Source organism: Nocardiopsis halophila DSM 44494 (assembly GCF_000341245.1).
Lineage (GTDB): Bacteria > Actinomycetota > Actinomycetes > Streptosporangiales > Streptosporangiaceae > Nocardiopsis_A > Nocardiopsis_A halophila.
This window is the reverse complement of record NZ_ANAD01000079.1, coordinates 58,548-72,546: the sequence shown is the minus strand read 5'-3', so window position 1 is coordinate 72,546 and position 13,999 is coordinate 58,548. Positions and strand designations below refer to the sequence as shown.

At 74.2% G+C, this 13,999-nt stretch carries 11 protein-coding genes; 6 read left to right on the top strand and 5 right to left on the bottom strand.

What is annotated here, in order from left to right:
- Positions 1-78: 78 nt before the first annotated feature.
- The 5 genes from D450_RS0110335 to D450_RS0110320 all read right to left on the bottom strand — a co-directional run bounded on the left by D450_RS0110335 (position 79) and on the right by D450_RS0110320 (position 5,569).
- Positions 79-1,542, bottom strand: a complete 1,464-nt coding sequence (locus D450_RS0110335; RefSeq protein WP_017538594.1) for a dicarboxylate/amino acid:cation symporter — start codon at positions 1,540-1,542, stop codon at positions 79-81.
- A gap of 163 nt (positions 1,543-1,705) precedes the next feature.
- Positions 1,706-1,780 (bottom strand): putative leader peptide, encoded by a 75-nt coding sequence (locus D450_RS35610; protein ID WP_376769095.1) that lies wholly within the window; start codon positions 1,778-1,780, stop codon positions 1,706-1,708.
- Positions 1,781-1,909: 129 nt separating this feature from the next.
- Positions 1,910-3,679 (bottom strand): acetyl/propionyl/methylcrotonyl-CoA carboxylase subunit alpha, encoded by a 1,770-nt coding sequence (locus D450_RS0110330; protein WP_017538593.1) that lies wholly within the window; start codon positions 3,677-3,679, stop codon positions 1,910-1,912.
- Between the two features lie 40 nt (positions 3,680-3,719).
- Complete coding sequence (locus D450_RS0110325; RefSeq protein ID WP_017538592.1) at positions 3,720-3,968, bottom strand: acyl-CoA carboxylase subunit epsilon; 249 nt, start codon at positions 3,966-3,968, stop codon at positions 3,720-3,722.
- Complete coding sequence (locus D450_RS0110320) at positions 3,965-5,569, bottom strand: acyl-CoA carboxylase subunit beta (protein ID WP_017538591.1); 1,605 nt, start codon at positions 5,567-5,569, stop codon at positions 3,965-3,967. The genes D450_RS0110325 and D450_RS0110320 overlap by 4 nt, the downstream gene beginning before the upstream one ends.
- A gap of 219 nt (positions 5,570-5,788) precedes the next feature.
- On the opposite strand from D450_RS0110320, the gene D450_RS0110315 reads away from it, so the two are divergent.
- The 6 genes from D450_RS0110315 to D450_RS0110290 all read left to right on the top strand — a co-directional run bounded on the left by D450_RS0110315 (position 5,789) and on the right by D450_RS0110290 (position 13,978).
- Positions 5,789-6,631, top strand: a complete 843-nt coding sequence (locus D450_RS0110315; RefSeq protein WP_017538590.1) for a nitrilase-related carbon-nitrogen hydrolase — start codon at positions 5,789-5,791, stop codon at positions 6,629-6,631.
- Between the two features lie 11 nt (positions 6,632-6,642).
- Positions 6,643-8,061, top strand: coding sequence for a dihydropyrimidinase (gene hydA / locus D450_RS0110310; protein WP_017538589.1), 1,419 nt, complete (start codon positions 6,643-6,645; stop codon positions 8,059-8,061).
- Positions 8,062-8,075: 14 nt separating this feature from the next.
- On the top strand, positions 8,076-9,089 hold the full coding sequence (locus tag D450_RS0110305; RefSeq protein ID WP_017538588.1) for a TIGR03842 family LLM class F420-dependent oxidoreductase: 1,014 nt from the start codon (positions 8,076-8,078) through the stop codon (positions 9,087-9,089).
- Positions 9,090-9,317: 228 nt separating this feature from the next.
- Entirely contained in the window at positions 9,318-11,918 is a 2,601-nt protein-coding gene (locus tag D450_RS0110300; RefSeq protein WP_051063569.1) for a phosphoenolpyruvate carboxylase, read from the top strand.
- Positions 11,919-11,935: 17 nt separating this feature from the next.
- Positions 11,936-12,778, top strand: a complete 843-nt coding sequence (locus D450_RS0110295; RefSeq protein ID WP_017538586.1) for a biotin--[acetyl-CoA-carboxylase] ligase — start codon at positions 11,936-11,938, stop codon at positions 12,776-12,778.
- Between the two features lie 183 nt (positions 12,779-12,961).
- The gene (locus D450_RS0110290; protein WP_017538585.1) at positions 12,962-13,978 is read left to right on the top strand and encodes an adenylate/guanylate cyclase domain-containing protein; all 1,017 of its coding nucleotides are present in this window, start codon (positions 12,962-12,964) and stop codon (positions 13,976-13,978) included.
- Positions 13,979-13,999: the final 21 nt, after the last annotated feature.

Below are 13,999 nucleotides of genomic sequence, written 5' to 3'. Positions count from 1 at the left end.
AGACCGGTCCCTGGGGCACAGACTACGGGCGGCCCGCCGTGCCCGGCGGGCCGCCCGTAGTGCGGCGGGTCGCGGGGGTCAGGCGCCCGTGCCCACCTTGGCCTCGGAGTCCTCCTTCGCCGCCGCCTGCTCGGCACCGGCCTCCTCGGCCCCGGCCTGCTCCTGCTGCGCGGCCAGCCGCTCGGCGGCGGTGACGTGGTCGTCGGCGACGAACCCGCCCAGCCCGCGCGGGGCGTGGTAGCGCTCGACGTCGAGGATGCGCTCGCGCTTGGCGACGATCGCCGGGACCAGCGCCTGCCCGGCCACGTTGGTGGCGGTGCGGCCCATGTCCAGGATCGGGTCGACGGCCAGCAGCAGGCCCACGCCCTCCAGCGGCAGGCCGACGGTGGACAGCGTCAGGGTGAGCATCACGGTCGCGCCGGTGGTGCCGGCGGTGGCCGCCGAGCCGATCACCGAGACGAACACGATCAGCAGGTAGTCGGTGAGCGACAGGTCCAGCCCGAAGAACTGGGCGACGAAGATCGCCGAGATCGCCGGGTAGATCGCGGCGCAGCCGTCCATCTTGGTGGTGGCGCCGAACGGCACCGCGAAGGACGCGTAGTGGCGCGGCACCCCGAAGTTGGTCTCGGCCACCCGCTGGGTCACCGGCATGGTGCCCATCGAGGAGCGGGAGACGAAGCCCAGCTGCACGGCGGGCCAGATGCCGGAGAAGTACTTGCCGATGGACAGCCCGTGCACCCGCGCCAGGAGCGGGTAGACGGCGAAGACCACGAGCGCCAGGCCGATGTAGATGGCCAGGGTGAAGGAGCCCAGCGCGCCGATGGTGGTCCAGCCGTAGCTGTAGACGGCGTTGCCCAGCAGGCCCAGGGTGCCCAGCGGGGCCAGGCGGATGACCCACCACAGGACCTTGAGGACGATCTGCAGGGCCGAGTCGGTGAAGGCCAGGAAGGGCTCGGCGGCCTTGCCGGTCTTGACCGCGGCCACGCCGACCGCGATGGCGATGACGATGAGCTGCAGGGCGTTGAAGGTCAGGCCGGTGGACAGGTCCAGGCCGCCGCCGTCGGGCAGGACCTCGCCGTCGGTGGAGGCGGTCAGCCCCAGGAAGTTCTGCGGGACCATGCTCTCCAGGAAGGCCATCCAGGAGCCGGTGGTGCCCGGGTCCTGGACGGCGCCGGCGTCCACGCCGCTGTTCACGCCGGGGCGGACCAGGGTGCCCAGGCCGATGCCGATGGCCACCGCGATCAGCGCGGTGATCGCGAACCACAGCAGGGTCTGGCCGGCCAGGCGGGCGGCGTTGGAGACGTTGCGCAGCTGGGCGATGGAGGAGATGACCGCCAGCAGGATCAGCGGCGGGACGATCGCCTTGAGCAGCGTGACGAAGGTGCCGCCGATGGTGTCGAGGGCGACCGCCAGGCCGTTGGGGTTCTCGGCGTCGCCGCCGAGCTGGCGGGCGGCCACGCCGAGCGCGATGCCCAGGACGAGGGCGGCGAGCACCTGGACGGCGAACGGGATACGGGGGATGCGTCTGAGCGCGGATAGCACGGGAGGGCTCCTGGATCAGGGCAGGCGCCGACGGGCGGAGGTGGTGCCGGGGTCGGCGGGCGGACGAAGCGGAACGGGGCGGCCTGCGCGGGGACGACGCACGGCAGGCGCGCAGCGGTGGGATGCGGGTCGATCGGCGGCTACGGCGGATCGGCTCAGGCGGTCAGCGACACGCCTGGCTGGCGACGCGGCACAGGTCGACGTGCCGTCGCTCGGTAAGGCCCCACAGGTTCGTCACGGTTAGGAACAATAACCGGCCGCGCCCGATTATTCCCCCGCCCGGGGGTGTCAATCCGGTCACGTTCGCCCTGACTGTCCTGTCTTGTNGGGGTGGGGTGCGGCGGACCCCCCGCCGCACCCGGTGCCCTCAGGAGTCCTTGATCTCGCAGACGGCGGTGCCGCTGGAGACCGTGTCGCCCGGGGCCAGCGACAGCCCCGCGACGGTGCCGGCCTTGTGCGCGGCCAGGGGCTGCTCCATCTTCATGGCCTCGATCACCACCACCGTGTCCCCTTCGGCCACGGTGGCGCCGTCCTCGGCCACGACCTTGACGACGGTGCCCTGCATCGGCGAGACCAGCGCGTCCCCGCTCGCGGCGGCCGCCCCGCCCGAGCCCTTCTTCCGCCCGCCCTTCCTGGACCCGGAGCGGCCCGCGGGCGCGGGCGCCGCCGCGGCGCCGAGCCCGCCGGGGAGCACGACCTCGATGCGCTTGCCGCCGACCTCGACGGTCACCGACTCGCGCGGGTCCTCCTCCTCGGCCTGGGCGGGCACGCCCTCGAACGGGGGGACCGTGTTGTCGAACTCGGTCTCGATCCAGCGGGTGTGCACGCTGAACGGCTCGCCCGGGGCCGGGGCGAAGGCCGGGTCGGCCACCACCGCCCGGTGGAAGCCGATCACGGTGGGCATGCCCCCGACCTCGAACTCGGCCAGCGCCCGCGCCGAGCGCTGAAGGGCCTGCTCGCGGGTGGCGCCGGTGACGATCAGCTTGGCCACCATCGAGTCGAAGGAGGCCGGGACGGTGAAGCCCTCCTCGCACCCGGTGTCCACCCGCACCCCAGGCCCGCCGGGCAGGGTGAAGCGGGTGATGGTGCCCGGGGCGGGCAGGAAGCCGCGCCCGGCGTCCTCGGCGTTGATGCGGAACTCGAAGGAGTGGCCGCGCAGCGCCGGGTCCTCATAGCCCAGCTCCTCGCCGTCGGCGATGCGCAGCTGCTCGCGCACCAGGTCGATGCCGGCGACCTCCTCGGAGACCGGGTGCTCGACCTGCAGGCGGGTGTTGACCTCCAGGAAGGAGATGGTGCCGTCGGCGCCCACGAGGAACTCGCAGGTGCCCGCGCCCACGTAGCCGGCCTCGCGCAGGATGGCCTTGGAGGCCGCGTACAGCTCGGCGTTCTGCTCCTCGGTCAGGAAGGGGGCCGGGGCCTCCTCGACGAGCTTCTGGTGGCGGCGCTGCAGCGAGCAGTCGCGGGTGGAGACCACCACGGCGTTGCCGTGCACGTCGGCCAGGCACTGGGTCTCCACGTGGCGGGGGCGGTCCAGGTAGCGCTCGACGAAGCACTCCCCGCGGCCGAAGGCGGCGGTGGCCTCGCGCACCGCCGAGTCGAACAGCTCGCCGATCTCCTCCAGGGTGCGGGCGACCTTCAGGCCGCGCCCGCCGCCGCCGAAGGCGGCCTTGATGGCGATGGGCAGGCCGTGCTCCTGGGCGAAGGCCACCGCCTGGGCGGAGTCCTCCAGGGGCTCGGGGGTGCCGGCGACCAGGGGGGCACCGACCTTGGCGGCGATGTGGCGGGCCTGCACCTTGTCGCCCAGGGCGGTGATGGCCGCCGGCGGGGGGCCGATCCAGGTGAGCCCGGCCTCGGTGACGGCCCGGGCGAAGTCGGCGTTCTCCGACAGGAAGCCGTAGCCGGGGTGGACGGCGTCGGCGCCGGAGCGGGCCGCCACGTCCAGGAGCTTGGCGGCGTCCAGGTAGGTGTCGGCGGGGGTGGCCCCGCCCAGGGCGTAGGCCTCGTCGGCGGTCTTGGCGTGCAGGGCCTCGCGGTCGGGGTCGGCGTAGACGGCCACGCTCGCGATCCCGGCGTCGCGGCAGGCGCGGGCGACGCGTACCGCGATCTCCCCGCGGTTGGCGATCAGGACTTTGCGCACGGTGGGGAATCCTCCTGGTGAACGATCGGGACGGGCCGGGTCAGCCCGGGTGGAAGCTGCGCGCCCAGGCGCCCGGTCCGGGACGGACGGGGCGGCGCAGCAGCCGGGAGCGGTCGCGCCAGGCCGAGCGGGGCCCGGGCGCGGCCTCGGCGGCCGCGCGGGCGGCCTGCGCGGCGCGGGCGCGCGCGGTCAGCACGGCCACCAGGGCGGCGACCTCCTCGGCGGAGGGGTCGCCGCGGACCACGCTCAGGTGCGGCCCGTCCGGTGCGGGGCTCTGCCGGGCGCTCACAGCGGGATGTTCCCGTGCTTCTTGGGCGGCAGCTGCCTGCGCTTGCCGCGTAGCGCCCGCAGCGCCTTGACCACCGACACGCGCGTCTCCGAGGGGAGGATGACCCCGTCGACGTAGCCGCGCTCCGCCGCGGAGTAGGGGTTGAGCAGCGTGTCCTCGTACTCCTCGACCAGCCGGGCCCGCTCGGCCTCCACGTCCTCGGCGGCGGCCAGGGTGCGCCGGTGCAGGATGTTCACCGCGCCCTGGGCGCCCATGACCGCGATCTGGGCGGTGGGCCAGGCCAGGTTGACGTCGGCGCCCAGGTGCTTGGAGCCCATCACGTCGTAGGCGCCGCCGAAGGCCTTGCGGGTGATGACGGTGATCAGCGGGACGGTCGCCTCGGCGTAGGCGTAGATGAGCTTGGCGCCGCGCCGGATGATGCCGTTCCACTCCTGGTCGGTGCCGGGCAGGAAGCCGGGCACGTCGACGAAGGTGAGGACCGGGACGTTGAAGGCGTCGCAGGTGCGCACGAAGCGCGCGGCCTTCTCCGAGGCGTCGATGTCCAGGCACCCGGCGAAGTTCATCGGCTGGTTGGCGACCACGCCCACGCTCTGGCCGTCCACCCGGCCGAAGCCGACCACGATGTTGCCGGCGAAGTGCTCGTGGACCTCGAGGAAGTCCCCGTCGTCCACGACGTGCTCGATGATCCGGCGGATGTCGTAGGGCTGGTTGGCCGAGTCCGGGATGAACGTGTCGAGCTCGGCGTCCTCCGCGGTGGGCTCCGGGTCGGCGGCGCCGGGCGCGGCCGGGGCCTCGTCCAGGTTGTTGTCGGGCAGGTGGTCCAGGAGCTCGCGCACGTAGTCCAGGGCGTCCTGCTCGTCGGAGCCCATGTAGTGGGCCACGCCGGAGCGGGTGTTGTGCGCCCGCGCCCCGCCCAGCTCCTCCATGGACACGTCCTCGCCGGTGACGGTCTTGATGACGTCGGGGCCGGTGATGAACATCTGGGAGGTCTTGTCGACCATCACCACGAAGTCGGTGAGGGCGGGGGAGTAGACGTGCCCGCCGGCGGCGGCGCCCATGATCACCGAGATCTGCGGGACGACCCCGGAGGCGTGCACGTTGCGCTTGAAGATCTCCGCGTACAGGCCCAGGGCCACCACGCCCTCCTGGATCCGCGCGCCGCCGCCCTCGTTGATGCCCACGACGGGACAGCCGTTGGTGAGCGCGTGGTCCAGGACCTTGACGATCTTCTCGCCGTACACCTCGCCCAGGGAGCCCCCGAAGACGGTGACGTCCTGGCTGAAGACGGCGACCGGGCGGCCGCCGACGGTGCCGTGCCCGGTGACCACGCCGTCGCCGTAGGGGCGGCTGGCGTCCAGGCCGAAGTTGGTGGACCGGTGCCGGGCCAGGGCGTCGAACTCGGTGAACGACCCTGGATCCAGCAGGGCGTCGATCCGTTCGCGCGCCGTCATCTTGCCCTTGGCGTGCTGTTTCTCGATCGCTCGCTGCGAACCGGCGTGGACGGCCTCGTAGCGCCGTCGCTGGAGGTCGGCGAGCTTGCCCGCGGTGGTGTGGATGTCGATCTCGTCCGCGGGCAGCGGTTCTGGGGCTTCGGTGGCCATAGAAAGCCAGGGTAGACCTCCCCGCGGGCCGATCGGTGGGGTGACCCCCGTTACTTTCGGGCGGCGGACACCGGCCCCGTCCGTCACCGCTCCGGTCGACCGAAACCCCGGGTCCGGACAGGGCGTGTCGCCCGGGACCGTTGACCCCCGGTGCGGGGCCTGCTTACCGTCGACGCTTCCCGCGGCCAAGGGGGGCCCGGGACGGCGTTAAGGAGGGCCATGCCGCAGATGGTTCGTGCCGCGCTCGTCCAGACCGAGTGGACCGGCGACACCGCGTCGATGACCGACGCCCACGAGCGCTACGCCAGAGAGGCCGCCGCCCAGGGGGCGCAGGTCATCGGATTCCAGGAGATCTTCACCGGGCCCTACTTCTGCCAGGTGCAGCAGGACGCGCACTTCGCGCTGGCCGAGCAGGTCCCGGACGGGCCGACGGTCGCCCGCTTCTCGGCGCTGGCCCGGGAGCTGGGCCTGGTGATGGTGCTGCCGGTCTTCGAGCGGGAGGGGCCGGGCTGGTTCTACAACACCGCCGCCGTGGTCGACGCCGACGGCACCTACCTGGGCAAGTACCGCAAGCACCACATCCCGCAGGTGAAGGGGTTCTGGGAGAAGTACTACTTCCGGCCCGGCAACCTGGGCTGGCCGGTGTTCGACACCGCCGCGGGCCGGATCGGCGTCTACATCTGCTATGACCGGCACTTCCCCGAGGGGTGGCGCGCGCTCGGGCTGGCCGGCGCGCAGCTGGTGTTCAACCCCTCGGCGACCAGCCGGGGCCTGTCGGCCCACCTGTGGAAGCTGGAGCAGCCCGCCGCCGCCGTCGCCAACCTGTACTACGTCGCCGCCATCAACCGGGTGGGCACCGAGGAGTACGGCGACAACGACTTCTACGGCTCCAGCTACTTCGCCGACCCGCGCGGGGCCTTCGTCGGAGACGTCGCCTCGGACCGCAAGCCCGAGCTGCTCGTGCGCGACCTCGACTTCGACGCGGTCGAGGAGGCGCGCACCCAGTGGGCGTTCTACCGGGACCGGCGCCCCGACGCCTACGGCCCGCTGACCGGGGCCTGAGGGGAGGCGGCATGGCGACGACGCCGGAGCGCACCCTGATCCGCGGCGGCCTGCTGGTCACCGCCGCCGAGGAGGCGCCGGCCGACGTGCTGGTGGAGGGCGAGCGCGTGGCCGCGGTGGCGGCCCGGGACAGCGAGGCCGCCCGCTCCTGGGCGCGGAGCGGGGCCGAGGTGATCGACGCCGAGGGGCACTACGTGCTCCCCGGCGGCGTGGACGCCCACACCCACATGGAGATGCCGTTCGGCGGCACCTACGCCAGTGACACCTTCGAGACCGGCACCCGGGCGGCGGCCTGGGGCGGCACGACCACCATCGTCGACTTCGCGGTCCAGCGGGCCGGGGAGTCGCTGCGGGCGAGCGTGGACGCCTGGCACGCCAAGGCCGAGGGCGCCTGCGCGATCGACTACGGGTTCCACGCCATCGTGGGCGACGCGGTGCCCGAGGCGCTGAAGGAGATGGACGCCCTGGTGGACGAGGGCATCACCTCGTTCAAGATGTTCATGGCCTACCCGGGGGTGTTCTACAGCGACGACGGGCGCATCCTGCGCACCATGCAGCGCGCCGCCGCCAACGGCGGTCTGATGATGATGCACGCCGAGAACGGCTTGGCCATCGACGTACTGGTGGAGCAGGCGCTGGCCGAGGGGCGCACCGGCCCCGAGGCGCACGGGCAGGTGCGCAGGGAGCTGCTGGAGTCCGAGGCGGTGCACCGGGCGGTGCGCCTGGCCCAGGTGGCCGGTGCGCCGCTGTACATCGTGCACGTGTCGGCCGAGCAGGCGGTGGCCGAGATCGCCCGCGCGCGCGACGACGGGCTCAACGTCTTCGCCGAGACGTGCCCGCAGTACCTGTACCTGTCCGTGGACGAGCTGGCCCGGCCGGACTTCGAGGGCGCCAAGTACGTGTGCTCCACGCCCCTGCGCCCCCGCGAGCACCAGGAGGCGCTGTGGCGGGGCCTGCGCACCGGCGACCTGTCGGTGGTCTCCACCGACCACTGCCCGTTCTGCTTCAAGGGCCAGAAGGACCTGGGGCGCGGGGACTTCTCCAAGATCCCCAACGGCATGCCCGGGGTGGAGCACCGGATGGACCTGCTGCACCAGGCGGTGCTGGACGGGCGCATCTCGCGTCGGCGGTGGATCGAGCTGGCCTGCGCGGCCCCGGCCCGGATGTTCGGGCTGTACCCGCGCAAGGGCACCGTGGCCCCCGGCACCGACGCCGACATCGTCGTCTACGACCCCTCGGCCGAGCAGGTGCTCTCCGCCGCCACCCACCACATGAACGTCGACTACTCGGCCTATGAGGGGATGCGCGTGACGGGCCGGGCCCGCACGGTGCTCTCCCGCGGGCGGGTGGTGGTGGACCGGGGCGCCTACACCGGCGCGGCGGGGCACGGCAGGTTCGTCCGGCGGGGGCTGTGCGGGGAACTGATCTGAGGAAGGGGGCCGCCGTGGACTTCGGACTGGTACTGCAGACCGACCCGCCCGGCGCGCGGACGGTGGAGCGGATGCGCCGCGCCGAGGAGCTCGGCTTCACCCACGGCTGGACGTTCGACTCCTGCGTGCTGTGGCAGGAGCCGTTCGTCCTCTACAGCCGGATCCTGGCCGCCACCGAGCTGCTGAGGGTCGGGCCGATGGTGACCAACCCGTCCACCCGGGCCTGGGAGGTCACCGCGTCGGCGTTCGCCACGCTGAACGAGATGTACGGCCCGCGCACGGTGTGCGGGATCGGGCGCGGCGACTCGGCGATGCGCGTCGCCGGCCGCAGGCCCGCCACCCTGGCGCGCATGGAGGAGGCCATCGGCGCCATCCGGGACCTGGCCGAGGGGCGCGAGGCCGACGTGGACGGCGCCCCGGTGCGCCTGCCCTGGGTGGAGTCCGGCCGGCTGCCGGTGTGGGCGGCGGCCTACGGGCCCAAGGCGCTGGCGATGGCCGGGCGCGTCGCCGACGGGTTCATCCTGCAGCTGGCCGACCCCTCCCTGACCGAGTGGATGGTCGACGCGGTGCGCCGGTCGGCGCGGGAGGCCGGGCGCGACCCGGACGCCCTGTCGATCTGCGTCGCCGCACCGGCCTACGTCACCGACGGCACCCCCGAGGGGCTCGCCCACGCGCGCGAGCAGTGCCGGTGGTTCGGCGGCATGGTCGGCAACCACGTCGCCGACCTGGTCGCCCGGTACGGCCCGGCGTCCGGGGCGGTCCCGCAGGAGCTGACCGACTACATCCGGGAGCGCCGCGGGTACGACTACGCCCACCACGGCCGCACGGGCAACCCCGACACCGCGTTCGTGCCGGACGCGATCGTGGACCGGTTCTGCGTGCTGGGCCCGCCCGAGGAGCACCGGCGCCGGATGAAGGAGCTGCGCGCGCTGGGCGTGGACCAGTTCGCCCTGTACGCGATGCACGACGCCGTGGACGAGGTGGCCGTCACATACGGGGCGGAGGTGATCCCGGCCCTGCGCGGGTAGACACCGGGGCGCGGCCGGGTAGACCACTTCCCGGCCGCGCCGGGCCGCGCCGCAGGTGGGGACCGAGGCACCCCGGGTGCCCAATGGTCCAGACCACGCCCGCTAGGCTGTCGCACCGACATGCCACCGCGGAACCTGCAACGGCGCCGGCGCGGTGACCCTGCGAGAGGAGATCTGGCGATGGCGAACGACCCCGCCGGCGCCGGGCGCGAAGGCGCCCGGCAGGAGATGCCCGAGCAGTTGCGCAGCGACATCCGGCTGCTCGGCGGCACCCTGGGCACGGTGCTGGCCGAGGGCGGCGGCGAGGATCTGCTCGCCGACGTGGAGCGGCTGCGCACCGCGGTGATCGGGGCCCGCGAGGGCACCGTGGAGGCGGCCGAGATCACCGAGCTCGTCGACGCCTGGCCGCTGGAGCGGGCCAAGCAGGTGGCGCGCGCGTTCACCGTCTACTTCCACCTGGCCAACCTCGCCGAGGAGCACCAGCGGATGCGCGCCCTGCGCGAGCGCGACGACGCGGTGCACCCCCCGCGCGAGTCGCTGGCCGCGGCGGTGGAGGAGGTCCGCGAGGACTGCGGCGAGGACCGGCTGGCGGAGTTCGTGGCCGGCATGGAGTTCCACCCGGTGCTGACCGCCCACCCGACCGAGGCGCGCCGCCGGGCGGTGTCCACCGCCATCCTGCGCATCGGCGCCCAGCTGGAGCGGCTGCACGCCGCCCACCCCGACAGCGCCGCCGAGCGGGAGGCCCGCCGCCGCCTCACCGAGGAGGTGGACCTGCTCTGGCGCACCTCCCAGCTGCGCTACACCAAGCTGGACCCGCTGGACGAGGTGCGCACCGCGATGGCCGCCTTCGACGAGACCATCTTCGAGGTGGTCCCCCAGATCTACCGGTCGCTGGACACCGCGCTGGACCCGGCCGGGACCGGCACCCGGCCGCCGCGGGCGCCGGCCTTCATGCGCTACGGCAGCTGGATCGGCGGGGACCGGGACGGCAACCCGTTCGTCACCCACGAGGTGACCCGCGAGGCGATCACCATCCAGTCCGAGCACGTGCTGCGCAGCCTGGAGGAGGCCTGCGGCCGGGTGGCGCGCACCCTGACCGCCTACTCCAACCTGACCCCGGCCAGTGAGGACCTGCGGGACACCCTGGCCACGGCGCAGGCCGCGCACCCGCGGCTGACGGCCGACATCGCCAAGCGCTCCCCGAACGAGCCGCACCGGCAGATGCTGCTGGTCGCGGCGGCGCGGCTGCGCGCCACCCGCGAGCGCGACGCCGACCTGGCCTACGGGCGGCCCGAGGAGCTGCTGGAGGACCTGCGCACGGTGCAGCGCTCGCTGGACGCGGCCGGCGCCCGCCGCCAGGCCTACGGGGAGCTGCAGCACCTGGTGTGGCAGGCCGAGACGTTCGGCTTCCACCTGGCCGAGCTGGAGATCCGCCAGCACAGCGAGGTGCACGCCCGGGCGCTGGAGGAGGTGCGGGCCGGCGGCGAGCTCTCCGAGGCCACCCAGGAGGTGCTGGCCACCCTGCGGGTGGTCGCCTGGATCCAGGAGCGGTTCGGGGTGGACGCCTGCCGCCGCTACATCGTCAGCTTCACCCGCTCGGCCGCGGACGTGGCCGCGGTGTACGAGCTGGCCGCACACGCCCTGCCGGCCGGCAGGGCGCCGGTGCTGGACGTGATCCCGCTCTTCGAGACCGGCGCCGACCTGGACGCCTCCCCGCACGTGCTGGACGGGATGCTGGAGCTGCCGGACGTGCGGCGCCGCCTGTCCGAGACCGGGAACCGGCTGGAGGTCATGCTCGGCTACAGCGACTCGGCCAAGGACGTCGGGCCGGTCAGCGCCACGCTGCGGCTGTACGACGTGCAGGGCCGGCTGGCCGCGTGGGCCGAGCGCAACGGGGTGGTGCTCACCCTGTTCCACGGCCGCGGGGGGTCGTTGGGCCGCGGCGGCGGCCCGGCCAGCCGGGCGCTGCTGGCCCAGGCCCCCGGCTCGGTGGACGGCCGGTTCAAGGTGACCGAGCAGGGCGAGGTGATCTTCGCCCGGTACGGGCAGAAGGCGATCGCCCACCGCCACGCCGAGCAGGTGGGGCACGCGGTGCTGCTCGCCTCCACCGCCACGGTGCAGGACCGGGCCCGCGAGGCGGCCGACCGCTTCCGCGGGATGGCCGACGAGATCGCCGAGGCGGCCCAGGCGGCCTACCGGGAGCTCATCGACACCGAGGGCTTCGCCGAGTGGTTCTCCCGGGTGAGCCCGCTGGAGGAGCTGGGCGAGCTGCGGCTGGGCTCGCGCCCCTCGCGCCGGTCGGCGGCGCGCGGGCTGGGCGACCTGCGGGCCATCCCGTGGGTGTTCGCCTGGACCCAGACCCGGGTCAACCTGCCCGGCTGGTACGGCCTGGGCACCGGGCTGGCGGCGGCCTCGGACCCCGAGGCGCTGCGCGCGGCCTACGCCGAGTGGCCGCTGCTGGCCTCGCTGCTGGACAACGCCGAGATGAGCCTGGCCAAGACCGACCGGGCGATCGCCGAGCGGTACCTGCGGCTGGGCGGGCGGCCCGAGCTGACCGCCAAGGTGCTGGAGGAGTACGACCGCACCCGGGACCTGGTGTTGCGCACCACCGGGCACACCCGGCTGCTGGAGAACCGCCGGGTGCTCTCGCGGGCGGTGGACCTGCGCAACCCGTACGTGGACGCGCTGTCGCACCTGCAGCTGCGGGCGCTCAACGCGCTGCGCGGACCGGAGGCCGGCAAGCTCGACGAGGAGGACCAGCGCCACCTGGAGCGGCTGCTGCTGCTGTCGGTCAACGGCGTGGCGGCGGGCCTGCAGAACACCGGCTGACCGGTATACAGGGACCCATGAGCGCCACACCGTCCCGCTACTCCGACCTGGACCGCCCGCCGCTGAACGAGGGCGCGTTGAACCGCGCCCTGGTCAGGCCCGGTTCGCTGTGGACCGGGGTGGAGGTGGTGCAGGCGCTGGGGTCCACCAACACCGAGCTGCTGGGCCGCGCGCGCGAGGGCGCCGAGGCCGGGCGGGTGCTGGTCACCGAGCACCAGACCGCCGGGCGGGGCCGCCTGGGACGGGGGTTCACCACCCCGGCCCGGGCGGCCCTGACCTTCTCGGTGCTGGTGCGTCCGCGCGCGGCGGCCGACCGGCTGGGGTGGCTGCCGCTGGCGATGGGTGCGGCCGCGGTGCGCGCGTGCGGCTTCGTGGCCCAGGTGCCGCCGGTGCTCAAGTGGCCCAACGACGTCCTCGCCCCCTCGGGCGGCAAGCTGGCCGGCATCCTGGCCGAGGCCGACTTCTCCCGGGGGGACCCGGCGGTGGTGGTGGGCATGGGGCTGAACGTGTCCCAGCGCCGCGGGGAGCTGCCGGTGGACACGGCCACCTCGCTGGTGCTCGAGGGCGACCCGCAGGGCGACCGGGACCCGCTGCTGCGCGCCGTGCTGCGCGCCTTCGCCGAGGTGTACCGGGGGTGGGAGGAGGCCGGCGGCGACGCCGAGCGCAGCGGCCTGGCCGGCGAGTACCGGGGGTACTGCGCCACCCTGGGCTCCCGGGTGCGGGTGCACCTGCCGGACGGGCGGCTGCTCGAGGGCCGCGCCGAGGAGGTGGACGCCGACGGCCGCCTGGTGGTGCGCCCGGACGGCGGCCCGCCCGAGGCGGTCGGCGCCGGGGACGTGGTCCACGTCCGCGGCGGGTGAGGCGCCCTGCTGGGGGCGGAGCGGGCGTGGCACCATGGAGGCCGTGCCACAAGCCCGGAGGCCGGGGCGTTCTTGACGCGGAGAGGTCCCGCCCGCTAAACCGACAGTGATACACACGTGATCGCGTGGGGCCCGGAGCGTTATCCGAGGCCCGCCACCACCGCAGCGAAGACGAGAGAACGTATGCCCGCGCGTCCGGACCCCGAGCAGATCGAAGCCGCCTTGTTGGGAGGACAGGCGCGCCATACCCGCGCCGAGGCCGTGCGGCTGTCCGGCGCCCCTCCCGAGTTCGCCGGCCGGGTCTGGCGGGCCCTGGGCTTCCCCAGCCGCGGCGAGGACGTCGCGGCGTTCACCGACAGCGACGTCGAGGCGCTGCGCACCGCCGCCGACCTGCTGGCCGCGGGCAAGGTCGACGAGGACGCCGCGATCCGCCTGGCCCGCTCGATGGGCCAGACCATGGCCCGCCTGGCCGAGTGGCAGACCAGCATCCTCTCCGCCCTGGCCTACGAGCGCTCCGGGGACGACGGCGGCGACCTGGGCCCGCTGGTGGGCCTGACCCGCGACCTGCTCCCCGACGTGGAGCGGCTGCTGGTGCACATCTGGCGGCGGCAGCTGGCCGCCTCATCGGCGCGCCGCCTGGCGTTCATGGAGAGCAGCGAGGACGCCGCCCCCACCTACTTCCCGCTCGCCGTGGGCTTCGCCGACCTGGTCTCCTTCACCAACCTCAGCCGCGAGCTGGACGAGGTGGAGCTGGCCGAGGTGGTGGAGGGGTTCGAGTCCACCGCCACCGACATCGTCTCCTCCGGCGGCGGCCGGGTCGTCAAGACCCTCGGCGACGAGGTGTTCTTCGTGGCCAACACCCCCCGCCAGGCCGCCGAGATCGCGCTGCGCCTGTCCGACGGGGTGGCCACCGACATCGAGGTGCCCGACGTGCGGGTGGGCGTGGCCTACGGCCCGATCCTGGCGCTGCTGGGCGACGTCTTCGGCACCACGGTCAACCGCGCCAGCCGGCTCACCTCCTTCGCCCGGCCCGGGACGGTGCTCGTCGACGACGCCATGGCCGAGCAGCTGGAGGGCGAGTCCGCGCTGCGGGTGGCGGCGGTGCGCGCGCGCCACGCCCACGGGCTGGGCCGGCTCCAGCCCTACGCGCTGCGCCGGGTGTTCACCCCCGCGCCGGCCACCCCGGCCACCGGCGCCTGAGGGGGCTTGCGGAGGGGCTCC

Bases quoted from the DNA above. Each gene is read 5' to 3' on its own strand.
- D450_RS0110320 (WP_017538591.1), bottom strand. From the start codon at position 5,569: ATGGCCACCGAAGCCCCAGAACCGCTGCCCGCGGACGAGATCGACATC.
- D450_RS0110315 (WP_017538590.1), top strand. From the start codon at position 5,789: ATGCCGCAGATGGTTCGTGCCGCGCTCGTCCAGACCGAGTGGACCGGC.
- hydA (WP_017538589.1), top strand. From the start codon at position 6,643: ATGGCGACGACGCCGGAGCGCACCCTGATCCGCGGCGGCCTGCTGGTC.
- D450_RS0110300 (WP_051063569.1), top strand. From the start codon at position 9,318: ATGCCCGAGCAGTTGCGCAGCGACATCCGGCTGCTCGGCGGCACCCTG.
- D450_RS0110295 (WP_017538586.1), top strand. From the start codon at position 11,936: ATGAGCGCCACACCGTCCCGCTACTCCGACCTGGACCGCCCGCCGCTG.
- D450_RS0110290 (WP_017538585.1), top strand. From the start codon at position 12,962: ATGCCCGCGCGTCCGGACCCCGAGCAGATCGAAGCCGCCTTGTTGGGA.